Origin of the sequence: Rubidibacter lacunae KORDI 51-2, from assembly GCF_000473895.1 — a bacterium.
Classification (GTDB): domain Bacteria; phylum Cyanobacteriota; class Cyanobacteriia; order Cyanobacteriales; family Rubidibacteraceae; genus Rubidibacter; species Rubidibacter lacunae.
Window position 1 is genome coordinate 63,834 of sequence record NZ_ASSJ01000079.1, and the last position, 24,651, is coordinate 88,484.

The 24,651-nt window shown below is 56.7% G+C and carries 24 protein-coding genes and 1 tRNA gene; 17 read left to right on the forward strand and 8 right to left on the reverse strand.

Going from position 1 to position 24,651, the window contains the following annotated elements:
- Positions 1-569: 569 nt before the first annotated feature.
- On the reverse strand, positions 570-752 hold the full coding sequence (locus KR51_RS19885) for a hypothetical protein (RefSeq protein ID WP_156915132.1): 183 nt from the start codon (positions 750-752) through the stop codon (positions 570-572).
- A gap of 85 nt (positions 753-837) precedes the next feature.
- Positions 838-910 (reverse strand) — tRNA-His (locus tag KR51_RS14355).
- A 90-nt stretch (positions 911-1,000) separates the two neighbouring features.
- On the opposite strand from KR51_RS14355, the gene KR51_RS14360 reads away from it, so the two are divergent.
- Positions 1,001-1,411, forward strand: coding sequence for a DUF4359 domain-containing protein (locus KR51_RS14360; RefSeq protein ID WP_022608792.1), 411 nt, complete (start codon positions 1,001-1,003; stop codon positions 1,409-1,411).
- Here the strand turns inward: KR51_RS14360 and KR51_RS14365 are convergent.
- Positions 1,408-1,686, reverse strand: a complete 279-nt coding sequence (locus tag KR51_RS14365) for a 4a-hydroxytetrahydrobiopterin dehydratase (protein ID WP_022608793.1) — start codon at positions 1,684-1,686, stop codon at positions 1,408-1,410. The two genes, KR51_RS14360 and KR51_RS14365, sit on opposite strands and share 4 nt — an antisense overlap.
- Before the next feature lie 809 nt (positions 1,687-2,495).
- Here KR51_RS14365 and KR51_RS14370 point away from each other — a divergent pair.
- The 5 genes from KR51_RS14370 to KR51_RS14390 all read left to right on the forward strand — a co-directional run bounded on the left by KR51_RS14370 (position 2,496) and on the right by KR51_RS14390 (position 6,230).
- Positions 2,496-3,347 carry a DUF4382 domain-containing protein gene (locus KR51_RS14370; protein ID WP_198016799.1) on the forward strand — a complete coding sequence of 284 codons (852 nt, stop codon included), beginning with the start codon at positions 2,496-2,498 and terminating at the stop codon, positions 3,345-3,347.
- A 78-nt stretch (positions 3,348-3,425) separates the two neighbouring features.
- On the forward strand, positions 3,426-3,938 hold the full coding sequence (locus KR51_RS14375) for a carboxypeptidase-like regulatory domain-containing protein (protein WP_022608796.1): 513 nt from the start codon (positions 3,426-3,428) through the stop codon (positions 3,936-3,938).
- Between the two features lie 4 nt (positions 3,939-3,942).
- On the forward strand, positions 3,943-4,596 hold the full coding sequence (gene cbiM / locus KR51_RS14380; RefSeq protein ID WP_022608797.1) for a cobalt transporter CbiM: 654 nt from the start codon (positions 3,943-3,945) through the stop codon (positions 4,594-4,596).
- Positions 4,597-4,605: 9 nt separating this feature from the next.
- Entirely contained in the window at positions 4,606-5,388 is a 783-nt protein-coding gene (cbiQ, locus tag KR51_RS14385) for a cobalt ECF transporter T component CbiQ (RefSeq protein ID WP_022608798.1), read from the forward strand.
- Positions 5,389-5,438: 50 nt separating this feature from the next.
- Positions 5,439-6,230 (forward strand): energy-coupling factor ABC transporter ATP-binding protein, encoded by a 792-nt coding sequence (locus tag KR51_RS14390; RefSeq protein WP_022608799.1) that lies wholly within the window; start codon positions 5,439-5,441, stop codon positions 6,228-6,230.
- A gap of 163 nt (positions 6,231-6,393) precedes the next feature.
- Here KR51_RS14390 and KR51_RS14395 read toward each other — a convergent pair whose 3' ends face one another.
- Positions 6,394-8,136: an ABC transporter ATP-binding protein gene (locus KR51_RS14395; protein WP_022608800.1), complete on the reverse strand. Its 1,743-nt coding sequence runs from the start codon at positions 8,134-8,136 to the stop codon at positions 6,394-6,396.
- A gap of 297 nt (positions 8,137-8,433) precedes the next feature.
- Here KR51_RS14395 and KR51_RS14400 point away from each other — a divergent pair, with 297 nt between their 5' ends.
- From KR51_RS14400 to KR51_RS14440, 9 genes are all read left to right on the forward strand, one after another.
- A complete protein-coding gene (locus KR51_RS14400) occupies positions 8,434-8,889 on the forward strand; it encodes a hypothetical protein (protein WP_022608801.1) in 456 nt (151 codons plus the stop codon).
- Positions 8,890-8,945: 56 nt separating this feature from the next.
- Positions 8,946-10,073: a glycosyltransferase gene (locus KR51_RS14405; protein ID WP_022608802.1), complete on the forward strand. Its 1,128-nt coding sequence runs from the start codon at positions 8,946-8,948 to the stop codon at positions 10,071-10,073.
- Positions 10,074-10,189: 116 nt separating this feature from the next.
- Positions 10,190-10,918, forward strand: coding sequence for a sugar transferase (locus tag KR51_RS14410; RefSeq protein ID WP_022608803.1), 729 nt, complete (start codon positions 10,190-10,192; stop codon positions 10,916-10,918).
- Positions 10,919-11,383: 465 nt separating this feature from the next.
- The gene (gene gmd / locus KR51_RS14415; RefSeq protein ID WP_022608804.1) at positions 11,384-12,475 is read left to right on the forward strand and encodes a GDP-mannose 4,6-dehydratase; all 1,092 of its coding nucleotides are present in this window, start codon (positions 11,384-11,386) and stop codon (positions 12,473-12,475) included.
- A gap of 22 nt (positions 12,476-12,497) precedes the next feature.
- Positions 12,498-13,436 carry a GDP-L-fucose synthase family protein gene (locus tag KR51_RS14420; protein WP_022608805.1) on the forward strand — a complete coding sequence of 313 codons (939 nt, stop codon included), beginning with the start codon at positions 12,498-12,500 and terminating at the stop codon, positions 13,434-13,436.
- Positions 13,437-13,594: 158 nt separating this feature from the next.
- A complete protein-coding gene (locus KR51_RS14425) occupies positions 13,595-14,143 on the forward strand; it encodes a Ycf51 family protein (RefSeq protein WP_022608806.1) in 549 nt (182 codons plus the stop codon).
- A 51-nt stretch (positions 14,144-14,194) separates the two neighbouring features.
- Positions 14,195-15,352 (forward strand): iron-containing alcohol dehydrogenase family protein, encoded by a 1,158-nt coding sequence (locus tag KR51_RS14430; RefSeq protein WP_022608807.1) that lies wholly within the window; start codon positions 14,195-14,197, stop codon positions 15,350-15,352.
- A gap of 91 nt (positions 15,353-15,443) precedes the next feature.
- Positions 15,444-16,649, forward strand: a complete 1,206-nt coding sequence (locus tag KR51_RS14435) for an aspartate aminotransferase (RefSeq protein ID WP_022608808.1) — start codon at positions 15,444-15,446, stop codon at positions 16,647-16,649.
- A 512-nt stretch (positions 16,650-17,161) separates the two neighbouring features.
- A complete protein-coding gene (locus KR51_RS14440) occupies positions 17,162-17,452 on the forward strand; it encodes a hypothetical protein (RefSeq protein ID WP_022608809.1) in 291 nt (96 codons plus the stop codon).
- Between the two features lie 116 nt (positions 17,453-17,568).
- Here KR51_RS14440 and ppk1 read toward each other — a convergent pair whose 3' ends face one another.
- Both ppk1 and KR51_RS14450 read right to left on the reverse strand, forming a co-directional pair.
- A complete protein-coding gene (ppk1, locus tag KR51_RS14445; protein WP_022608810.1) occupies positions 17,569-19,740 on the reverse strand; it encodes a polyphosphate kinase 1 in 2,172 nt (723 codons plus the stop codon).
- A gap of 65 nt (positions 19,741-19,805) precedes the next feature.
- On the reverse strand, positions 19,806-20,123 hold the full coding sequence (locus tag KR51_RS14450; protein ID WP_022608811.1) for a DUF3067 family protein: 318 nt from the start codon (positions 20,121-20,123) through the stop codon (positions 19,806-19,808).
- A 425-nt stretch (positions 20,124-20,548) separates the two neighbouring features.
- On the opposite strand from KR51_RS14450, the gene petC reads away from it, so the two are divergent.
- Both petC and petA read left to right on the forward strand, forming a co-directional pair.
- Positions 20,549-21,094 carry a cytochrome b6-f complex iron-sulfur subunit gene (gene petC / locus KR51_RS14455; protein WP_022608812.1) on the forward strand — a complete coding sequence of 182 codons (546 nt, stop codon included), beginning with the start codon at positions 20,549-20,551 and terminating at the stop codon, positions 21,092-21,094.
- Between the two features lie 43 nt (positions 21,095-21,137).
- Positions 21,138-22,079 carry a cytochrome f gene (gene petA / locus KR51_RS14460; RefSeq protein ID WP_022608813.1) on the forward strand — a complete coding sequence of 314 codons (942 nt, stop codon included), beginning with the start codon at positions 21,138-21,140 and terminating at the stop codon, positions 22,077-22,079.
- Between the two features lie 664 nt (positions 22,080-22,743).
- On the opposite strand, the gene KR51_RS21360 is transcribed toward petA, so the two are convergent.
- Both KR51_RS21360 and KR51_RS14465 read right to left on the reverse strand, forming a co-directional pair.
- Positions 22,744-23,067, reverse strand: a complete 324-nt coding sequence (locus tag KR51_RS21360) for a GNAT family N-acetyltransferase (protein WP_198016800.1) — start codon at positions 23,065-23,067, stop codon at positions 22,744-22,746.
- Between the two features lie 92 nt (positions 23,068-23,159).
- A complete protein-coding gene (locus tag KR51_RS14465) occupies positions 23,160-24,554 on the reverse strand; it encodes a D-alanyl-D-alanine carboxypeptidase (protein WP_022608816.1) in 1,395 nt (464 codons plus the stop codon).
- Positions 24,555-24,651 lie beyond the last annotated feature (97 nt).

The window sequence follows — 24,651 nt, forward strand, 5'->3', positions numbered from 1 at the left end:
CCAATCGTACAACCCGCTTGCGAGCACACTCGTTCTCGGTTGGTACTCGCCAGTCTCCGCATTTCCTGCATAGTTGACCAATTCGCAATCGCAACCCCAGGAAAGCGCTTGGCGAGAGTATCACGGCAGTAGTCATCGCACTCGCAGAGCCCGACGAACCGGAACCCGCCGAGCTGGAGTGCGGCAAACGGGAAGCCCGCACCCACCCCCGAGCAGAGGACGAGCTGGTTCAAAGGTTCTTCCGTCATCACCCGTGTTCGGGGCGCGATCGCCCGCATTCAGAGAGCCCCGTCCGATGACCCCAAACCCAGACCCAGAGAGAACTTGAGGTCACTGGACAGCTATTGCGACATGGTTGCGAGTGTCCTACGACTCAACCCCTTGCCATGACTGCACTTCAGGGTAGCGGGACAAGGTGTCTGGTGACACCCCTCAGTTCAGGTCGCCGCGCGCGTAAAGCGATCGCTGGCCGCTGCGATCGCGCAGCACTGACCGACATCGCGTCTCCCAGAGATCGCATACATTCTCCGGTCAGTGGAAGAGCCGGCAGAACTGCTCTCAGGGTACTCTCAGGCGCGATCGCGCAGGACGCGCTTCCCTTCCACGCGCGGAACTCCACATCCCTTTCGCCGCACCACCGACCCAGCGAAAACTAGCGGGTTTCTAAGGGAACTCTGCTCGACCCTGCGCTTGCGTCCGAGCAGACTGCCAGCCGCTCGACCGGACTCGCTACTGGCTGATTGGGTAGACATGCCTTGCGCTGAACCAGCTGGGTAAAGTTACCCCACCCTGGTGTGCAAGATATGTGCAGGCGGAAATGCCAACCGCTGAAAGGAGGGCGAACGACGGGACTCGAACCCGCGAGTGGTGGAACCACAATCCACTGCCTTAACCACTTGGCTACGCTCGCCGTAAACGGCTTCTCATTGTAACACCATAGCCTTACTGCATTGCGGTATGGACTTCGGTTACGCTGAGAACAGAAGCCAGAGGTTAACTCATGAAGTTACTGAATCTCGCAGCTGCGGCTGGAGGTGTGGTTGTAGCAGGCATCGGACTTGCCTTCGCGATCGCCAATCCCGGGCGAGATGCCTATGAGACCTACGCTGTCGAACGCTTGAGCGCGTATCTCAAAGATGAGGTCTGCCAGCAAGTTCCCCAAGTCGGTCGTGGTTTATGTAGGACTGCCGTAGATTCATCCCAACCTTTGCTGCGCGAGCTTGTTGCCGAGGGTACCGAGCGGCAGAACTTTCTCTTTTTCAGCATCTATCGCACGGATTTGCAACTCGATGCACTGCTCCCCGACCGTTTCGACCTACCTGGTGGCTATCGAGCTGAAACTGTAGGGGCATTTCAAAATTTCTACATCTATGACGTCGGAGAGCAAGGCGATCGCGACGGAGAACGCTAGAGATCCGAGATGGCTGCAGCCATAGCAAAGTCTGCATCGGTGAGACCCCCAGCATCGTGGGTCGTCAAGGCAATCGTGACCTTGTTGTAAGAAATTGCCAAATCGGGGTGATGTCCAGCGGCTTCAGCCGGCTCGACTAATTTATTCACGAAGGCGATCGCCTCAACGAACCCAGCAAATTCTCGCGTACATTCAATCTGGTTTCCATTCAGATGCCAACCAGGACATCGAGCTAGGTTTGCCCGGATGGCTTCAGTGCAGAGTAGTATCGCCATTATCGACTTCCTCCATACCAGTTTCCGAAAGTTAGGTTGCGTATGGATCGCCACAAACTGCTCGAGGTCAAAGACCTAGTGGCGCGCTCAGAAACAAACTCGCGGGTGTTGATTTGCCAAGACGTATGCACTTGTAATAAGGGGGAGGAGTCCAGACGCAGCTGGCATGATCCGATGTTGAAGTGCATGCAAGTTAATCCTAAAACTATCCGCTCCCGCAGCGATACAAAAATCGCTAGCGGGAGCGGTCTAGTCGGGTTGCCTTTGTCAACACCTAACTGCCGGGAGGATCGCCTGCAGCTCAATTGTTAGATAGACCAGCTATCTCCGATCTCAGAAGAGAAAACAACTTACTGCTAGAGAACAGCCCCGACACACAGCCGGCTCTCGTCAACCAGGAAACCCACAAATTTACTACCACTACCCATGGGCATCACCTCCTTTACTCCTAAACGGAATTAAAACTCTATTAACTTGCAAGCATCAAAGCTCGCTGACCGCAAGTTTAACACATCAACCCGATGTGCTCGGCACCCATATCGCGTGAATCTGGATTAATTCGTAGTCTATTAGCCCTTGCCCTTTCGTGCAATCACGAGAATGCAACTCAGCTTATTGAGAATAAATTCGTCCTTTGTGACTCATGCAGTGCTTCAGTTCCAAATCCCGTCCTAGCCTGGAACTCCGCATATTTTTTCCCTTGCTAAGTGGGTGAATACCCGGTAGGGGGATTGAGGAAACTTGACAAAATCGGCATTCTATAAGGGTGTGCTAAGGTTCCCTGAGACAGATAGTTGAGGACAAAGCTCGTGAAGATGCGCGCGCTCGCGACTCTCGCCTTGCTGGTGCTGACGCTGCTTGGCTGCAGCCAGCAATCGGAAACCGAAGAGACTGACGATCCGGCATCTGCCGCGGGCACTGCGAGCCCGAAAGCTAACGAGCTCGCCCTCGAAGTGAGTGGCGAGGCGTATGTTCGAGACGGCTTTACAACTAAAGACGGGTGGGAGCTCGAGTTCGATCGCGTGTATGTAACACTAGCGGACGTGGTGGCTTATCAGGTTGAGAGCGGCTTCGACCCCAGTCAAAGCGGCGACGTGGAGACAGCGGTGGCGGTGACGTTGTTACCCGGTCCGTTGGCTGTAAACTTGGCAGCGGGAGATGAGAGTTTCGTGCGGGCAGCGACCGTGCAAGACGCACCGTCGGGAACATACAACGCCCTATCGTGGAAGCTCATACCGGCTCAAGCCGGACCCGCCAAAGATTCCACCGTGTTCTTGGGCGGAACGGCCGCGAAGGGCGAGCAAACCTATTTTTTCACCATTAGCTTCGACCGGTCTTTGTCTTACCTGTGTGGCGAATACGTAGGCGAAGCGCGTAAAGGCGTGCTCGAAGCCGGCACAGATGCGGCAGTGGAAGCCACGTTTCATTTCGACCACATCTTCGGTGACGCGGATGCCCCAGCAGACGACGAGATCAATGCTGGCGCAGTCGGGTTCGAACCTTTCACGGCATTTACCCAGGGCCCGTCGCTGATTGCTGAGGGCTTAGACGCCATTCAGAGCGAGCTCACGGAAGAGCAGTACCAAAAATTGACCGCCGCGCTCGAGAACCTCGGGCACGTTGGCGAAGGACACTGCCAGCTTCAAGCAGACGCAGACTAGTCGCCGCGCAGGTGCCGGGTTGGCACGGATGCAGCGAGCAACACAAACGCTGGCGTGTAGATCTGATGTGCAGAGCTTATGAGATGGCATCTTTTACCACTGCTGGCGGCCCCGGTTATCGGGATAGCAGCCAGTACAACTATCGTGCGGGCTCACGGTTCGGCAATCGACTACCGCCGTGCGGAGGCAATCGAATTGCGCGCTACCTTCGATAGCGGCGAACCGATGGCCGGTGCGCAAGTAACGGTGTATGCGCCCTACCGTCCCACGGAGCCCTGGCTCAAGGGGACGACAGATGCAGGCGGACGGTTTACATTTTTGCCCGATCCCAAGCGGGCTGGAAGTTGGGATGTCAAAGTCAGACTGGCCGGACACGGCACTATCGTTAGCATACCGGGAGCCGAAGAAGATGAGGTCACTACCCTTGCGCAGACCGAGTGGTCGAGTCATAGCGGGTACACGCCGCTGCAGACAGCTGTAATGGCAGCTGCGGGCATCTGGGGATGCGTTGGCACGGCACTGTTTTTCAGTCGCGATCGCCAACCCGGCAATCGCCCTCCGAGCAAACGATCCGAACGCAAGCGAGACTGATGCGATGCACGTACCGGACGGACTGCTCCCTCCCAGCACGGCGATCGCGGGATATGCCATTACCGGTGGCATGACATGGTATTGCCTGCGGAAAATCGAGCGCGGGAACTACCCGAGCGAGAAGATTCCTAAGGCATCCCTGCTGACTGCAGGATTTTTCGTAGCATCACTCATTCACATACCAATACCGCCAGCAAGCATTCACTTAGTCCTCAACGGCATGATGGGCGTGACATTAGGGTACTTTGCCTTTCCGGCAGTCCTGGTGGGCTTGTTTTTCCAGACCGTGCTATTCCAGCACGGGGGGCTGTCTACACTTGGGGTTAACACAGCCATGATGGGAATTCCCGCGTTGCTAGCCTATGGGTTGTTTCGTTTGCTCGCACGACGGAGCTGCATTCGGCCGGCGCGGGCGATCGCAGCTGGTTTTTGGGCTGGCTCCTTGGCATTAGCATTGTCGGCAGCGATTTTTTGCACGTTGGTGCTCGCGACCCTGCCAGCAGAAATCGATGCGCAGGCAGAACGCACGGCCCTGTGGGCAGCCGCCATCGGTTACGGCATCCAAGCCCCGATCGAAGGAGCGTTTACGGCAATGCTGGTCGGCTTCCTACAACGAGTCAAGCCAGAGCTGTTGGAGGACCGATCGGCGGGAGCCTAGAGAGAGTCAATGAAACTTGCGCTAGACCGCTATGCCTACCTTTGCTCGCCTATCCATCGCTGGGAACAACGCTCGAAACTTCTCGCACTTCTGTCACTGATATTTGCATTTGCCTGCGTCCGCCACCTACTCCTCTTGCCAGCGATGGTCGTCGTGACTGCGGGGCTATATTGGGCTTCGCGGTTGCCGGTCCGCTACCTGCTAAGGCGCTTGCGCTATCCGGGGCTGTTCATTGCCGCAGCAGTAGCATTGTTGCCGTTTGCGGGCGGCGAGACGGCGATCGCGCAGTGGGGACCGCTAACCGTTTGGCTAGAAGGGTGTAAGGCTTTGGTGCTAATTGCAGTGCGGTTCGCCTGCATTCTTACAATTAGCTTAATTTTGTTCGGAACCGCGCCTTTTGCCACCAGTATTAAGGCGATGCGCGCGCTCGGTCTGCCGGCGACCATCGTTGACATGATGTTGCTGACGTATCGTTACCTCGACAGCCTTGGCGATACGCGACTGCGGATGCAGCGTGCGATGCAATTGCGCGGTTTCCAGACACACGGGTGGAACTGCAGGACGCTAGCGATGCTGGCGTCGCTAGCCGGCAGTTTGCTCGTCCGCAGTTACGAACAGTCCCAGCGAGTTTACTATGCCATGCGGTTGCGCGGTTACGGCAACCCTCATTCACGTTTGAGCGTTCCATTCGGTGGCGATGCAAGTGGGCGGCTAGCCTGCGGTATCGTGCTGGCGCTCGCGACGGTTTTTGTGGCAGCCGAATTGCTGTTGCAGGTTGGCGCTGTGAGCTGAGGCTCGAAGCAGCAAAGCCCATTTTCTGTATGCTTTTCAGGCAAAGAAGAATGACCTCACTGGCTCCTCGACCCTCCCAAACAATCGAAACCGACGTCAGCAGAGCGTTGGCAGTCGAGCATCTGAGTTTCTGCTATCCCACTGGCAAACAAGTGTTGGATGACATTTTCTTGGAGATTCGAGCAAACGAGCGCGTCGGGTTGGTGGGACCGAATGGTTCCGGCAAGACCACCTTATTTCTATTGTTATGCGGAGTGTTAGCGGGCGAGGGACTAATCAGCGTATTCGGCCGACAGGTTATCCCGGGGGAATTCCGCCCGGAGGTGGGGTTGGTGTTTCAGAATCCGGACGACCAGTTGTTTTGCCCGACCGTCCGCGATGACGTGGCGTTCGGGCCGCAGAACTTACAACTGGCCACTGAGGAGATCGACCGCCGGGTCCGAGATGCGCTCGCATTAGCAGGCGTGTCGGCGCTAACGGAACGCGTCCCTCACCAGCTTTCGGGCGGCGAGAAGTGCATGGTGGCGATCGCCGCCGTGTTGGCAATGCAGCCGCAGTTAGTGCTATACGACGAACCGAGTGCCAATCTGGATTTGCGCGCGCGGCGGCGACTGATCGAATTTCTGCAGTCGGCGCGGCAGTCAATGCTGATTTCGTCCCACGACCTGGAAATGGTCCTAGAGGTGTGCGATCGTGTCGTGCTTCTCGATGGCGGCCGGATCGTTGCCGATGGCGCGCCGGCAGTCGTACTGGGCAATCGCGCCCTGATGGAAGCACACGGATTGGAAAAGCCTCATTCGCTCTCGCCCCATCACCGCGACGCTACTGGCGAGCAGGCCTAGACTTGCCGTCGGCGCATTCCAGCTCCCCATTTCTTGCGCACACTAGGGTTTGGGGGGGCTAGATGCATCCGAATTGCTCGATAGCAACTCAACGGAAGATAGGGCACTTGAATCACTAGGAAAGAGTCCGGGCTCTAACTACTCCGGGCGGGTCCACTGCCGGTCAGCTGAGAACCGATTCGAGTTGGTGCTGCTGCCACAACGAACGGTATAACCCCGGTCGTGCGAGTAACTCATCGTGCGTGCCGGAATCCACAACCCGTCCGGAATCCATCACCAGGATGCGATCGGTCTTCGCTGCCGCCGATAGCTGATGCGTGACAAACAAAATCGTGCGCTGCTGCACGCCATTTGCCAGCTCTGCCAGAATCCGCGTCGCAGTTTGGTTATCCACGCTGGAGAGGGCATCGTCGAGGATTAATACGGGTGCCCGTGCTATCAATGCGCGGGCAAGGGACGTGCGCTGGCGCTGACCGCCCGACAGGGTGATACCGCGCTCGCCGACGATCGTGTCGTACTGCCGCGGGAACGTAACGATCTCGTTGTGGATTTGAGACTGCTTCGCTGCCCCTTCGACTTCGGAGAGATCGCTGAGCGGATTGACGTAAGCAATGTTATTGCCAACACTCGTGCTGAACAAGAAACTGTCCTGTGGCACGTAGGCGATCGCCTGCCGCAAGTCGTTCAGGGCAATCTCGGTAATATCGATGCCGTCAAGGAAGAGCTGACCCGGTGCGATATCCAGCAAGCGCGGTAGTGCGTTCGCCAAGGTTGACTTCCCCGCTCCGATCGTGCCGACTACAGCCACGGTCTCGCCCGGTTCGATTGCGAAGCCGACGCAATCGAGTGCCGGCGCGCGCGCGCCGGGAAATGTGTAGGTGAGGTCGCGCGCCTCGATGCGACCCCGCACGTTTTCTAGCGGCAAAACCGTCGCGTCCGGCTCCGACTGGATCTGCGGCTCGGCATTGAGGATGGCCTCGACGCGATCGACGCTAACTTCCCCGCGCTGATAAGCCGTGATTGTGAAGCCTAGTAGCGCGATCGGGAACACCAAGCGTTGGGCAAACACGATCAACTCCAAGAAGTTGCCGTTCGTAATGACACCGCTTGCCAATGCCTGCGATCCTTGCCAGACCAGCACCAACAAGCTTGCTGACGCCAAGCCCTCGATCAGCGGAAACAACAAGTTGCGCGATCGCGCCAGCTTCAAATTCGCGTCCAGCAACTGGCGATTGAGCCGCCCAAATGCCCGACGCTGGTTGTCTTCCTGAGAGTAGATCTTGACCAGTGCGATCCCGCTCATGTCTTCTTGGATCGCCTCGCTTACGTCCGAAAGCCGCTCTTGCACCTGACGCTGTTCCTCGCGCAGGCGATCGCTAAACAACTGCACCGTTATTAAAATCAGCGGATACGGTGCCAGTGCCAACACGCTCAAGCGCAAGTCGATTGCCAACATGACCGGTAGCGTTAGCGCGTAAGCAAAAATCGTATTCGCCGTGCTGAGGATCGCAAATCCCAGTAGGCGGCGGATGTTATCCACGTCGCTGGTGGCGCGGTTGATCAAATCGCCAACGGAATTCGTTGCAAAATATGATGGCTCCAGGCGCAACAGATGTTGGAAGATTCGCTGCTTGAGGTCGAACTCCACCTCCCGCCCGATACCGAATAACCAAACCCGCGATAGCATCCTGACGATCCACATCACCGATGCCAAGACGGCGATCGAGGCGACGTAGAACCAGAGACTGCCGCTGCTGGTTAAACCTTCGTCGATCGCGTTGCCGATCGCGAGGGGAATATAAACGCTGAGGGCGTTGACGACAAACAACGCGCCGACGCCAAGGGCGACGCGCTGTCGGTGAGGGCGCAAATAAGCGCCGAGTTTTCGTATTCGCGAATATGCCATTTTACAAACTTAATAATTTACGCGTGTTGCCAGATCGGCAGCAATCTGGGGTCGCACCGAGCCGGCACCTTCTTCAAACAGTCTGCGTACGGTGCAGAGCCGTCGGGCAAACGCCCCGCCCGCCCCGCTAGCAGTAAAGACCGCCGATTGCAAAAATTTTGGAGGCACCTCGACGAACGGGAGACGCGTTTTCAAACGTACGGGTCACAATAAAAGAAGTTTACGTGCGGGACTTACGGCTGTCATCTGTCTCGCGAGTGTCCGCGCTGCCCCTAGCAGGATTGGAGACGTTAGGTCATGGCTGGTTTGCGTTATTTCGGGTGGCAGGCGATCGCTGGAAGTTTCATCCTCGGTGGCACCCTTGGCAGTTGTGCGCCGACTCGCTACGCTCAGTGCAGCGAGATGTTCGCGATTGCCAACACCGCCGTTACCGAAGCCCGTGCCCTCACCGACGACGGGCAAACGGACAACCCGCAGGCAATGCTCCAAGCTGCCGACACGATGGAAGCGGCCGCCCAGGACATGGAGACGCTCAAACTTGCCGACGCGCAGTTGCAAGCCTACCGCGCTGACTTCGCGAATATGTACCGCCAAACCTCCGAGTCCACTCGCGCCTTCGTCAAAGCCCGTGAGGAGTTCGATCGCGAGGCGGCCGAAGATGCAAAAGATCGCCTCGAACGCGCCACCGCTGGCGAGCCGCAGCTCGTCTCTAACATCAACACTTACTGCGATAGCGATGATAGCGGCAGCTAACCAGGCACGACCTGCAACCGCGTCTGCTGCGATCGATGCGTGACAGGAGCGCGACCTTGACTAAAACCCACGCCCTCGTCCACGAGTGGTTGACACCGCTTGCCACTGGCGGCTCGGAGCTCGTCGTCAAAGAAATTCTCCAATTCATCGATGCCGACCTCTACGCGCTGATCGACTTCGAGTCGCGCAACGCCAACAGCCATCTCTACGGCCGAGCGATTGGCACCACCTTTCTGCAACATTTCCCTTTTGCTCGGCACGGCATCCAAAAATACCTACCACTGCTACCGCTAGCGATCGAACAGCTCGACTTGCGCGCCTACGATACGATTCTTACGTCATCTCATGCCGTTGCCAAAGGGGTCTTGAGCGCGCCCCACCAAACCCATGTTTGCTATTGTCATACGCCTATGCGGTACGCCTGGGATCTGACCTTCGACTACCTGGCGGCCTCGCGTGCCGGTCGCGGTCTGCCCGGTATCTTGACGCGCTATCTGCTCCACCAATTGCGACAATGGGATGCGATCTCCGCCCACCGCGTCGATTACTTCATCGCTAACTCTCACCACACCGCCCGGCGCATCTGGCGCTGCTACCGTCGCGAAGCCGAAGTCGTCTACCCGCCCGTTCAGCTCTCGCGCTTCCAATATCGCGAGCAAAAAGACGATTTCTACCTCATCGTGTCGCGCCTCGTGAGCTATAAACAGGTTCCCTTAGTCGTCGAAACCTTTAACCGCATCCAGCGCCCGCTCGTCGTTATCGGCGGCGGACCGCAACTAGACGCTCTGCGTCGCCTGGCCCAATCGCCCGTGCGCGTGCTCGGTCCCCAACCCGACGCCGTCGTTGCTGACTATATGAGCCGCGCCAAGGCATTTGTCTATGCAGCTTGCGAGGATTTCGGGATCGCCCTTGTCGAAGCCCAGGCCTGCGGCACGCCTGCGATTGCTTATGGTCGCGGCGGTGCCGCCGAAACCGTTTGCGATCGCGCGGCCGTTGCCGACGGCGCCACCGGCATCCTTTTTCCAGAACAAACGTCCGAAGCCCTAGAGGCAGCTGTCAGGTCCTTTGAAGCCTACGCCGGTGAGTTTGCTCCGGATGTTGCTCGCTCCCGCGCCGAAATGTTTGCGCCATCCGTTTTCAAAAAGCAATATATGGAACACCTGGCACGCTGGGGAGCGCTCTAGCCAGAAACGTCGCAAATGGAAAAATCCGCGCTGGCGTTCGCCAGAATGCCCCAGGTATTGCCCTGTGGCTTTATGATCGGGACTGTGTGGTGTGATGTGTGTTGTGTAGGAGTAAGATGACTGCCCATAGCCAACTTACGTCCGTCAAGTTGCGGGCAGCGCTCTCCCGCGGTTGGGGATTGCCGTTCGGACAATCCCAACGTCGCGGATTCGCGCGCCCTTTTGTTGACGGAGAGGCCGCCAAGCGGTTGTTCGATATCGTCTTTTCACTCGCGGTCTTGGTGCTCTGCCTGCCGCTGTACTTGCTACTCGCGGCCGCGATCGCGATCGACTCGCCCGGACCGATCTTTTACGTGCAAGAGCGCATTGGCAAGAACCGCCAGTACTTCGGCTGCATTAAGTTTCGTACGATGGTGGCGAATGCAGATGAAGTCATGGAAGCTCTCATGGCCGAGTCGCCCGAGCTGCGACAGGAGTTCGAAGAGAACTTTAAGTTGCGCGACGATCCGCGCGTGACAACGGTCGGCAAATTCTTGCGATATACCAGTCTCGATGAATTTCCCCAATTTTGGAACGTGCTTCGAGGCGATATGAGTGTTGTCGGGCCCCGACCGCTCGTGCCAGAAGAACTTTACAAGTACGGCCGTCACATCGAGAAGGTGCTGATGATTCGGCCGGGAATCACGGGGTTGTGGCAGGTTTCTGGACGCAACAACATTCCCTACGAGCGACGGGTGAACATGGACGTTTACTACGTTAACTTCCGTACCTGGGCTTTAGATTCTTGGGTCGTCCTCAAAACCGTTGGAGTCATCTTGTTTCCACAGCAAAGCGGCGGCTACTAATTGCTTTGATTTTGAAATCGGTTCTCGACCTCCCCGCAACAGCGACACGTGTCGTTTCGTTGTTGCGGGCTGTTAATAGGAAAATATTCTTCTTGGCGGGATAGAACTGCTAAGCTACCTCAGCCACATAACACTTTAGCCATAGCTGCAGGAGAACTTCAGCCTGACTTGTCATTGCCAGGCGGCAACGGCTGCTGAGGCATTTTACTGGTAATGCCCGTTGCTCTAGGTATAGGCTTCCGTTAGAGTATGTGGATACTGTGAAATGGTGATGCTGCGCCCGCTGAGGCACACTCTAGCGAACGCCGCCGGTCAAGTCGAGCTGGCTACAAGTCTTTGCATCCATTACTGCCGTGTTTTTGCCGACACTAGCTGCAGCTGCACGATGCCGGTTTTGCGCACGTGTCGCATTTGTACAGTTATGTAGTGCCCTCTTTAACTAAATCGCATCCAGGAAGATAGAGAATGACTCAGCCGAAACGCTCGCTTATCACCGGAATTACCGGTCAAGACGGGTCGTATCTCAGCGAGCTGTTGTTAGAGAAGGGTTATGAGGTACACGGCATAATTCGCCGAACGTCGACGTTCAATACCGATCGTATCGAACACATTTACGTCGATCCCCACTACGCGACGGCGAAGCTATTCCTGCACTACGGCGACCTCACCGACGGAGCGACACTTCGGCGATTGCTTGAGGAGATCCAACCAGTTGAAATCTACAATTTGGGCGCGCAGTCCCACGTCCGCGTAAGTTTCGATTCGCCCGAGTACACTGTCGATACAGTTGGGATGGGGACCCTGCGCCTGCTCGAGGCCATTCGCGACTACCAGCGCCGAACGGGCATTCAGGTACGTTTCTACCAAGCAGGCTCCTCGGAAATGTTTGGGAAGGTTCAGGCTGTTCCCCAGTCGGAGACAACGCCGTTCTATCCGCGCAGTCCTTACGCGTGTGCCAAGGTTTATGCTCATTGGCAAACTGTGAATTATCGCGAGTCCTATGACCTCTTTGCGTGTAATGGTATTTTGTTCAACCACGAATCGCCCCGCCGGGGTGAAACCTTCGTAACGCGAAAGATCACTCGCGCGATCGCGCGGATCGTTGCCGGACAGAAGGATCCCTTATACATGGGCAACCTCGATGCCAAGCGCGATTGGGGCTACGCCAAGGATTATGTCAAAGCCATGTGGCTGATGTTGCAGCAAGACGAGCCGGATGACTACGTCATTGCCACTGGCGAGACTCACTCAGTGCGCGAATTCCTCGAATTGGCGTTCGGATATGTCAATCTCAACTGGGAAGACTACGTGCGTTTCGACCCCCGCTACCTGCGTCCGGCAGAAGTAGAATTGCTAATCGGCGATCCGACTAAAGCTTTGCAGGCGCTGGAGTGGGAGCGTTCGGTAACGTTTCCGGAACTAGTTCGGCTTATGGTCGATGCCGATTTGGCCGCCCTCGGACTGAAGTCGCCGAGCGGGACAGTAGATCCGAACGGGACTCCACACGCCGCGTATGCCCGGCAAGTGCCCAGCATGATAGATGGAGGGCGACCCTAACGAAGCGGAAAGGCGGCGAGTGATGTTGGACCTCGGCAATAAACGAATTGTCGTCACGGGGGGTGCGGGCTTCCTCGGCAAGCAAGTTGTCGATCGCCTCTGCCAGTCTGGAGCCCAACGCGACAAGATTTCCGTACCGCGATCGCGCGATCGCGACCTGCGCGACTTTGCGAATTGCCAGCGAACTGTTGCCGAGCAAGATATCGTCATCCACCTCGCCGCTCACGTGGGCGGGATCGGACTCAACCGCGAAAAACCCGCCGAGTTGTTCTACAACAACCTGATGATGGGCGCGCAGCTGATCCATGCGTCCCACACGGCTGGTGTGCAAAAGTTCGTGTGCGTGGGGACGATTTGCGCATACCCCAAATTCACGCCCGTCCCCTTCAAAGAAGACAACCTTTGGGATGGCTATCCAGAAGAAACAAACGCGCCGTATGGAATTGCCAAGAAAGCTCTGCTCGTTCAATTGCAGTCTTATCGGCAGCAATACGGGTTCAATGGGGTGTATCTGCTGCCAGTAAACTTGTACGGCCCGGAAGATAATTTCGATCCACGCAGTTCGCATGTAATTCCGGCTCTAATACGCAAGGTCTACGAAGCCCAGCAACGCGGCGACAATGCGATTCCCGTTTGGGGCGATGGCAGCCCGACACGGGAATTTTTGTATTCAACTGATGCCGCCCTTGGCATTGTCATGGCAGCGCAAGGGTTTGACGGTCCGCAGCCGGTGAATTTGGGGACAAACTGCGAGATCTCAATTCGGGCATTAGCCGAACTGATTTGCGAGTTGATGGCGTTTGATGGCGAGATTGTCTGGGAAACTGACAAACCCACCGGCCAGCCCCGCCGTTGCTTGGATACAACGCGCGCGCAGGAGCTGTTCGGGTTCGCGGCCCGGATGGATTTCCGCACGGGTCTCAAAAACACAATTGACTGGTACCGCCAGCATGCCGCGTAGATGCAAAAGGGTCATTTGAGGAACAACCAGCGGTCCTCACACCATCGTTGACGTTTTATAGTCGCGTTAAACTTCAGAGAAGGCGACGTTCGAGCCGGCCGGCTGCGCGCGTTCTTCATTCCATCTCTGATGGGTTGTATCTTTCGCAGATAAGCTATATGGAAACCGCAATTGCCGATGAGTTCTTGCCCTGGCTCCAGTGGTCGGGTATTCTGACGGCAGCAAGTGCGATCGTGACGATTGCGGCCTTCCTATTCGGTTGGGGAATTCGTTTTCGCTTAGTCGGAATCACTGGATTCTCAGCCGTTCTAGCAATGGGCGTTTTTGGTTTGTCACTCGGCTTACTGGGCACGAACGAAGTTCCAGGAGCGGTGCCTTTCAATACGGTCTACGACAATGGCGGCACTCAGCTGGTTATCAAGCTACCGCCGACGGTGACGGAGAGCGAGGTTGAATCGACCCTGCGCAAGGCCGCTGCCGATTTGTTTTCGCTCGGACGCATGGGCGAGCGCAGCGACCGCCTGACGGTCCGCGCGCGCACGATAACTCATCCCGTATCCGGAATCTCACAACCGCTGTTCCTTGGTCGAGCGACGCGCTCGCTGACGAGCCGCGATGATGAGGTAAAGATCGAGGTTTTTGCAGAACGCTTCTCGCAGCTCCCAGCTTCCGGGTCAGCGTTTTCTAAAGAGCAAGCGTCTAGCTAATTTTGGGGACGACTGAGGACTGGGCTTTAGGCGATATCGCTACCAACTGCTATGGACGAAACGCCAACGACAATGGCAATGACCGCAACAGATGTGCTGCTCGCAGTCGCTCCCACGCGCATCATGCGCGGATCGGGAGTGATTGCCCGCGTCGGAACAGCGCTCGCTCAGCTGGGACAGCGGCCGATTCTGGTCGGTGGAGACCGCACGCTTGCTGCCGCGAGTCCCTTTTTGCAACCCGTGCTGGAAGCTCAACAACTAACAGCACGATCGGCGACTTATTGCCCGGATTCCTCAGAACGAACGCTGGCGTCACTGCAAGCGGTTGCAGCAGATCACCGCGCTGATTTTGTCATCGGCATCGGCGGGGGGAAAGCGTTGGATGCTGCCAAGTTACTGGGCGATCGCGCACACGTGCCGGTCGCGACCGTTCCGACCTCTGCAGCAACTTGTGCGGCATGGACCGCTCTGTCGAATATTTATACCGATGAGGGCGCGTACTTATTCGACATTCCGCTTACCCGCTGTCCAGAGTTGTTGGTGCTCGATTACGACCTTATACAAACAGCTCCCCAGCGAACGCTGCTGGCAGGAATCGGAGATGCACTGGCGAAATGGTACGAAGCAGCGGCTAGCAGCGGCGACTCTCCAGCAGCACTAACGATTGCGGCAGTCCAGCAAGCGCGGGTTTTGCGCGACATCCTGTTTCAGAAATCGGCAGCGGCCATCGACGCACCGGGCTCCCAAGAGTGGTGCGAAGTCGTCGATGCAACGGTCTTGCTGCCTGGCATGATCGGTGGTTTGGGCGGTGCAAACTGCCGGACCGTAGCTGCACACGCCATTCACAACGGACTGACACACTTGCCGGCTGCCCATCGCGCACTGCACGGGGAGAAAGTGGCCCTTGGTATCCTGGCGCAGTTGCGCTTGGAGGAACTTGCACGAGGTAACCAGCTGGCCGCATCGGCTCGACAGCAGCTGCTGCAGTTCTTCGCGCGAATCGGGCTGCCGCGAACCTTGGACGATCTAGGACTGGGGCAGGTACCGTTAAACGAGCTGCGTCGCGCGATTGAAGTAGCTTGTGCGCCCCAGTCGGATATTCATCGCTTGCCGTTTCCCGTGCAGCCGGAGCAAGTTTTAGCCGCACTGGTATCGACAACGCTGCCAGTTGACACCGCATCGCGTGCGACCTTACCACCCTCAGACTAGGCATGCACTTGCAGTCATGGGCAAGGGCGCGTCCGGCTGAATGTTAGGCTAGATGGCACTGCCTAGCACCGCAACGTTTCGATAACTGGTAATGGATTTAGGTTGGATCGCCCCTGCAGACCGCTTGAGCGCGCTGCCGCCCTATGTGTTTGCTCGCTTGGACGAACTGAAAGCCAAGGCGCGGGAGCAAGGTTTAGATTTGATCGATCTGGGCATGGGCAACCCCGACGGTTTAGCACCGCAACCGGTGATCGAAGCCGCAACGGCGGCCTTGCAGGTGGCCGGGAATCACGGGTATCCGCCTTTTGAGGGCACTGCGAGTTTCCGACAGGCGATCGCGCGGTGGTACGAGCGTCGCTACGGCGTGGTCCTTAATCCAGATGGGGAAGCGCTTCCGCTCATCGGCTCGAAGGAAGGGCTTACGCATCTAGCACTCGCCTACGTAAATCCGGGCGATTTAGTTCTGGTGCCGAGTCCGGCGTATCCAGCACACTTTCGGGGACCGCTGATTGCCGGCGCGCGCTTGCACCAGCTTTTCTTGAGTGATGAACGCGACTGGCTGATCGACTTGAGTGCCATTTCCGAACGCACTGCACGAGAGGCCAAACTTTTTTATTTCAACTATCCGAGCAATCCGACAACGGCGACTGCACCCCGCGAGTTTTTCGAAGAGATCGTTTCGTTTGCTCGTCATTACAAGATTCTGCTCGTCCACGATCTCTGCTATGCCGAACTAGCCTTTGATGGCTATCAACCGACGAGCTTGCTAGAAATCCCTGGTGCGAAAGAGATCGGTGTCGAGTTTCACACGCTCTCGAAAACCTACAACATGGCTGGCTGGCGCGTTGGATTTGCTGTTGGCAATGAAAAGATTTTGCAGGGCTTGCGGACGCTCAAAACCAACCTGGACTACGGCATTTTTGCAGCGATCCAATCGGCAGCAGAAACTGCATTGAACTTACCCGATCGCTACGTTGGCGAGGTTCAAGAGCGCTATCGCCAACGCCGCGATTTTTTAATTCAGGGGCTCGGCGAACTGGGCTGGACAATCCCCAAACCCAAGGCGACGATGTATTTGTGGATCCCTTGCCCCCCGGGGCAGAGTTCGACGGACTTCGCCCTCGACACCTTACAGAAAACGGGGGTCGTCCTGACGCCAGGAAATGCGTTTGGAGAAGCCGGAGAAGGTTTCGTTCGCGTCAGCTTAATTGCCGAGCACGAGCGCTTGGGAGAAGTGTTAACTCGGTTTCGCGATGCCGGGATTGGCTTTCAGCAGCAAGCTGCACTGCACTCGTAACCCTGGCTGGCTGACACAACTCGTGAAACCCCTGAAATCTCGCCACGAGCTTGATTGGCTTGAGGCAATTGTGTCAGTCAATCAGCTCGTAACCATATTCACTTGTAACAATAAATTCATCCTCGACCCCTGCACTGAGGGGTATCCGAGATGCTCGATCGGTTGAGGAGTTGGTTCAGACGCTTTGTGTCTGAAACGATTGGGTATCGTAACTGCGATCGTAGATTTTTTCAGAACGCTCCCTACCGCTGCCATTCAAGCGACGGGTCGCAAAGGACTTCTAGGAAGATGGTTGTCGCGCAGCAGGTGTGAGACGCCAGCGAACCTTCGTCTACTCATCACAATCACAATGTTAGGCGCCCTGGCGTTGCGGATGTGAGTTCTGGTTAAGAGATTCTTCTGAGTTTCTCCAGCAGAGGAATTCGACTCTGGGGCTTGTTAACGCTAGGAAATGGTTGCGGTAACATGAGGGCTCTAGATGAGTCCAAACGAGTGTTGTGGAGTTGGCGAACGTGACATTCATCGAATTGCTTGCGCTGCTGGCGATCGCAATGGTTTGCGGCAGCCTAGGTCAGCAGTTAGTCGGTTACTCAGCTGGAGGATGCCTTATTTCCTTGGTAGTCGGGGCGTTCGGGGCCTATCTCGGGTTATGGATGGCAAACCACTTCGGTCTGCCCGTGCTGCTGCCAATCAACTTTGGAGGGCGCGAGTTTCCCGTTCTTTGGTCTATCCTTGGCTCGGCACTATTCTCAATAGCGCTCGGCTTAGTTAACGCTGCGATTAGGCCGCGCCGCCGGCGTTAAGAGCCAGTTCGCCGCGCGATGGCGATCGCTTTCCAGGAAGTATTGCAATCAGGCAAGACCACTGTGGGGTCGTGCTAGATTTTGCGGGTGTCTGGCAGCTGCCTTGGTCCAATGCGCTAATCGGTTTCTTCTACAGCAGCTTTCAGCGCGTTCTCGGTCAAAATGCGGTGGGTGCTGCGCTCGGCCTCGCCATCTGCCGGTCGCCTCTGGATGTAGCTGCCGTCCGACTGTAACTCCCAGGCCTGGCGGTTGTCCGACAGCATGACGCCGAGCACTTCCTGGAGTGCCCGAAAGCTCGTTTCGTCCTCCACAGGCGTCACCGCCTCCACGCGGCGATCGAGATTGCGTTGCATCCAATCCGCGCTGCCGATATAAATTTCTTCGTCACCGCCATTGTGGAAATAGAAAATCCGCGAATGCTCTAAGTAGCGGCCGATGATGCTGATGACGCGGATGTTGTCGCTCACGCCCGCCACGCCCGGTCGCAAACAGCAAATGCCGCGGACGATCGCGTCCACCTTTACGCCGGCTTGGGATGCCTCGTATAGGTTGGCGATAATTTCCGGATCGACCAGCGAGTTCATCTTTGCCACGATGCGACCCGACCCGCCCGCACGGGCGAGATCGCGTTCGCGTTGGATCATCTCCACCATGCGGCTGCGGAGGCTGACCGGCGCGACCAAAAGCTTGCGATAGGCGCGCTGGTGGGAGTATGCCGTCAGGAAATTAAACAGATCCGTGAGATCGGATCCGAGGTTTTCGCGGCAGCTCAGTAAGCCCAAGTCCGTGTACAGACGAGCGGTTTTCGGATTGTAGTTGCCCGTGCCGATGTGGACATAGCGGCGGATGAGCTCGCCTTCTCGGCGCACCACCAGCGCGATCTTCGTATGCGTCTTCAGACCCACCACACCATAGGCCACGTGCACCCCTGACGACTCTAGCCGCCGCGCCCACACAATGTTGTTTGCTTCGTCAAAGCGCGCCTTCAACTCCACTAGTACGGCCACTTCCTTACCTGCTTCGGCCGCCGCAATGAGTGTATTGGCGATCGGCGAGTCGCCCGACGTGCGATACATCGTCATCTTCAAGCCCAGCACCTGTGGGTCGCGGGCGGCATGGTCGATGAACTGCTGGACCGTTGCTGCAAATGAATGATAGGGGTGATGGACGAGGATATCGCCTTTACGGATTTCGGCAAAGAACTCGTCGGGGGTGGATGGGTCGTCATCCGCCTGAGCGCTGTGAAAACGCTGTAAACGCTGTGGGACCGTAGTGACCCACTCTGGGTCCTTCAGCTCTGGCAAGGGCAAATTGCGCAATGCCATGACGTCGCCGAGCCCGAGCATGCCGTCGATGTCGTATACATCGCGATCGCACAATTGCATTTGCTCCATCAACATCGCCCGGATAGCCGGCGGCGCGATCGCCTCGATTTCCATCCGGACGACCGACCCACCAATTCGCCGCTTGCGCAATTCCTGTTCGATCGCTAGTAGCAAGTCATCTGCTTCGTCTTCCTCAACGGCGATATCGGCATTGCGAGTAATCCGAAAGGCATAACATTCCTGGATGGTCATGCCAGCAAACAGCGCGTCGAGGTTGTGTGCCACGATTTGCTCGAGAGGCACGCCTGCCCAGACAGCCGGCTTGCCGTCGCGATGCGGTCGCAGGTGCTCGGGTAGCGGCACGAAGCGAGGTAGAGACTTTGACTTGGGAACTTTGATGCGCGCGAACAGCTCTTTATCCCGCTGCGGCTCTCGCAGCACAACGATCAAGTTGAGACTGAGGTTGGAAATGTAAGGGAACGGGTGGCCGGGATCGTAAACGGCTAGCGGCGTCAGGACGGGAAAGACCTGCGCTTCGAAGAAGTTTTGGTAGTAGGCACGTTGTTCTTGGTTGAGATCGACGTACTTGATGATGTAAGCACCGACATCGGTTAGTTTCAAGCGCAGCGCTTGCTCGAAATTGAGACTGTGCTCTTGCATCAAGGGGTGCAAGCGCGCGCTGATATCGGCCAGTTGCTGCATAGGCGAGCGACCGTCGGGCGTCAGCTTGGATACGCCGGCCTCAACCTGTTTCTTGAGTCCGGCCACTCGCACCATAAAGAATTCGTCGAGGTTGGAGCAAAAAATAGCAGTGAATTTTAAACGCTCTAGGAGTGGCGTGCGCTCGTCGAGAGCTTCAGCCAGCACGCGATAATTAAATTCGAGCCAGCTGAGCTCGCGGTTGAAATAGCCATCCGGACTATCGAGGCGAACGGGCGGGGTAGCAGTAGTTGACTCCGACATAACGGCACTCGCTAGTATTAAGCGACTTGATTCTATCGCGACCTGAAAGCTCTGCCTTCTTGCACCTAAACCTCGTCCAAAAGCCATTCCGACGCGCGATCGCCCAACTCTAATGGCACGCTAACGGCCTTGCCTAAGCGCGGACGCTCGCGCGTCGATATTAAGTAATCGGCAAACTGTGCGGCCCCGCCCAAGGCTTCGAGATAAGCCGCGATCGTGTCGAGGCGATCTAGATACTCTGTTTCAGAGAGCGGAAACGAGACCTGCTCGGCATAGCGCCACATAACCTGGACGAAAATTCGCCCGCGCACTCTCCGCAACTGCACGTCGAACGAGCGCCCCCATTTGGCAACGAGCAGTTGCTGCAATTCACGTCCGGTCATCTCAGCCCCCGCCAATCAACCTTGTTATCGCTGCTTGACCAATCGAATCGCAAGCTACTTGTCAAAAGTTCGCGACTCAATGTTACGCCGACTCCGACTTGCATGCAGGATTGCAACCGCCCGGGTGCTGTCGATTACCCACGTCCGCCGCCGATACCCTTCTTGCCCAAACATGTAATAACAGTTCCTAGGCAATCGGACTGCACAAAAAATACTTAACACTCCACTGCGGAGGGTAAAACTTCTGTAATAATACAAAGCGGACTTTGCAGTGCCCGTTCTGTGTGGCAAAACGAGCGCTCGCATACTGTAGAGTTCGCTGGCGACTGGCATTGATTGCGACAGTAAAACGCGAAAAAATGCAAACTTTTGTTGCAATCGCGCGTCGAACTCTTAACAAAAGTATACATCCAAGTACTTAACTCATGGCTCAACTGTCTGCTTCCAACTCCGACGTTCCCGATATGGGGCGTCGCCAGTTTATGAATCTACTGGCATTCGGAACAATCTCGGGGGTTGCTCTGGGCGCGTTGTATCCGATCGTGCGCTATTTCATTCCACCGTCCTCTGGCGGCACGGGTGGTGGCTTAACGGCAAAGGACAAGCTAGGAAACGATTTGGTCGCGAGCTCCTTTCTTGGCGCACACGGTGCAGGCGATCGCGTTCTGGCGCAGGGGCTGAAGGGCGACCCAACCTACGTGATCGTGACCGAGGACGCAGAGATTGCGAGCTACGGTCTGAACGCGGTGTGCACCCACCTGGGCTGTGTGGTGCCTTGGAACGCCAACGAGAACAAGTTCATTTGCCCCTGCCACGGCTCGCAGTACAACGCTGCGGGCAAGGTCGTCCGCGGTCCTGCGCCGTTGTCGTTGGCGCTGGTCAATACGACCGTCAGCGAAGAGGGCAAGGTTGTCTTTAGCCCCTGGACAGACACCGACTTCCGCACGGGCGAGTCGCCGTGGTGGTCGTAGTCCATCCGCATTTATCCCGCATTTTGGAATGGTTTGGCACAGAATGATGAGAAAATCGGCGATTCAGTTAGCACTCGTCGCGCTCGCGGCGATTGTTCTAGCGTTCGCGCAACCCCAGCCGGCAGCAGCTTATCCGTTTTGGGCCCAGGAGACGGCCCCGGATACGCCGCGCGAGGCGACCGGTCGTATTGTTTGCGCGAACTGCCACTTGGCAGAGAAACCGGCTGAGGTCGAGCTGCCGCTGTCGGTGTTGCCCGACAGCGTTTTCGAGGCCGTGGTGAAGATTCCGTATGATGCAAGCTCCCAGCAAGTGCTCGGCGATGGCTCTAAGGGCGGACTGAATGTCGGCGCGGTGCTTATGCTGCCCGAGGGATTCAAGATCGCACCGCCCGATCGCATCTCACCGGAGCTGCAGGAGCGCGTGGGCGACGTGTACTTCCAACCCTACGCCGAGGGTCAGGAAAACGTAGTGTTGGTGGGTCCGCTGCCCGGTGACGAGCATAAGGAAATTGTTTTCCCGGTGCTTGCACCCGATCCAGCCACGGACAAGAATGTAAATTTCGGCAAGTTTGCCGTCCACTTGGGTGCCAATCGCGGTCGCGGTCAGGTTTACCCGACGGGTCAGAAGAGCAACAACACTGTTTACACAGCAGCGAAAGCCGGCAAGATCGACAGCATCACCGACACCGGTTTTGGATACGAAGTGGCGATCTCGTCCGAGGACGGCAGCACTGTAACTGAATCGATTCCGCCGGGACCGAAGCTACTCATTGCGGAGGGCGATGCGGTTGCAGCCGGTACCGCACTGACGACCAATCCGAATGTAGGTGGCTTCGGTCAGGAAGATGCTGAGATCGTGCTGCAAAGTCCGACGCGCATCCTCGGATTGCTAGCCTTCATCGGCGGTTTGATGCTCGCTCAGCTCTTCTTAGTCTTGAAGAAGAAGCAAGTCGAACGCGTCCAAGCTGCCGAAATGGACTTCTAGATTGTCACTAATCGGCGATCGTGCCGATCCAGACGTTCCTCAAGCCAGATTTAGGACGGGTTAATGAAACCCGTCCTTTGTTGTATTTTTTATACTTAATTAATTATTTATTGATTTAAGGTCCGCCCTGGATTTTGCTGGGATCGTCAAAACACAAGCGCTCGCATCTGTCGCGAAGTCAGTAATCGAAACCGATGTTCGTATTCCTGTATGTTGCCGGTAGGGGATCGTTACTTAGGGTTTGCTGAAAAAGTCCACGAAACGAATTTAGGAGGCAGAGAGCTTATTGAATCAAGCTTTTACCATCTAGCTCCAGCTTTTTGCCTCGGATTCTCGGACATATTGCAAGGGGTTTGAGGCTCTGGTGCCTATAAATTTGCACTTTATCTGGCGTAGAAAACGCTGAGATCCTTTCATTATGGGGATTCCAGCCTTTTCAGCAAGCCCTACTTACCCAAAATTTGAGATGCCCTGCTGACAGCAATCAATCCTATCGAGCGAAGCGAGCAGAACGTCAATTTTTTTCGCTCCGGTTGAACGATTTGTTATGCGGCAATGAACCGTTTTCCCGCCTCTATTCAGTCAGCCCCATCGTCATCCAGCAACGTCCAAGTGAACATTACAGTGTCCTCAACCCGTGTGCCTGGAATCGATCCGTAGAGATTCATTGCCGCTGTCTTGTGGCGTTCTGTAAGTATCCAAACAGCATAGCAGCCGAGCCTGGCTGAGATTTCAAAGAGCATTTTGAGCATAAGGTTGCAACCCCTTGCTTTCGGAACGGCGGTGCTCCGCCGAGTTCGTTCACCCATAGTTCAGGTGACGGCTTGTCTGGATGCAAGTAGTGTACGGTCGAGGCAAAGCCAATAATCTGGCTGTCGACCAAAGCTACAACCAAGTGGTGCCCTGGGTCGGAGGGGAATTTCTTTGCACGTCGACTGTCAATAGCGTCATCGAAGACATCATCGGCAACGGATGCTAGAAGCTGCAAGTCATGTGTAGATAACTTTTTGATTTCGATCGCCCGACTCCTTCAATAGACGCAGCAGCATAAAAATGGCAACAACTGCTTGCAGCTTTCTGCTAGCGGTTGCGTTCGGGGTCGCCATATGCGGGTGTCGCCTCTTCCGAAGTCGGCAGGGGTTCGACAACCTGCGATCGCGCTAGCCCTGCAACCAACCAATCCTGTTCCTCCCGGAACTGCTCGAGGGGTCCCTCTGTATTGGCAATCGCGAAATACAAGCTATCCTCACGCGCGGCGAAGGGTATGACTCCGGCTAGCGAACTGACGTTCCACAGGGTGCCGGTTTTAGCCGCTACCCCGGAGGGCAGCTCGCGATCCACTAACGTGCCCACTGCATCCAACCGGGCCACCGGCAGTACGTCGGCGAGTGTTAGCGATGAGCTGGCAAGGTGGCGAGCGATCGCTATGAGGATTCGGCAGGTGGCGCGCGGCGAGATGAGATTGGCTGCGCCCAATCCCGAACCGTTGATCAATTGCACCTCCGATGCCGACACGCCGGTTGCCGCGATCGTTTGCGCGGCGACTACCTCCGCACCGCCGAGAGCATCAGTAAGAGCATCCGCAACCGCATTGTTGCTGTAAGCATTCATCAACTTCAGCACCTGCACCAAAGGCAGCGACTCTCGCTCAAGGAGCAGTTGGGAATTGGAAGGCATCTTCGGGCTCGCGCGTACCAGTCCGCGAATAGCAATTTCCGGACGCGGCGTACCGTCGGGCAGCCGGCGGTAGGCTGCTTTCACTGCCGCCGACCAGCGGCGCGCATCTAGGGCTTGCTGAAGCGACTGTGCGGCGATGCGATCGCGGCGGAAGTTCATGGCAAACTCGCCGACAACAACCAGATCGCCTTGCACCTGACGGATACCCAATTCGTTCAGGGCATTGCCGATCGCGATGGCTTCTTCCCACACGAACAGCGGATCGCCTTCCCCAAGGACGAGCAAGTCGCCCGTAAGCGTCCCATCTTCAAGCAATACACCCGTAGCTCGCACGCGCGTGACGAAGCGGTGCTCGAGCTCCCAAACCTGGAGCGCCGCGTAGGTGGTTGCCAATTTGGTTAGGGATGCTACGGGTAAGGGCTCGCGGCTGCGGTGTCCGGCTAGCTCTCCCCAGGCCGAGGCGATGCAGATGCCCTGCGCGTCCGAATCGATGTCGCGCTCGCGCAGGCGCGCCAAATATTGTTCTAATAAGGCTTCAACCGACGGATCGGGGACGGGCGGCAGCTCGAAATATCGTACCAACTGCCATGCCAGAGGTTGCAGCGGCACGAGTGGTACTCGATAGCTATCAAACAGAGTCGGCAGCCCGATCGCGCCCATTGCCAAACCCGTAATGAGCGCCGTCTGCGCCCTCGAAGGAGGCAGGAGTCGGCGCGATGGCAGCAGGCATTCGCACCAGTGGAAAATCGAGTCGGAGCTGAAGAAAGGCAATTCGATTAGCTCGTCGAAAACGGGCATGGGTATGGACTATGGCGCAAAGCTGCGAAGCCGTCAAGCCGCTCCTACCGCACGCGCGGCGCTTGCCAAAAGGCAGCCTTCCTTCTAAGCTTGCAGC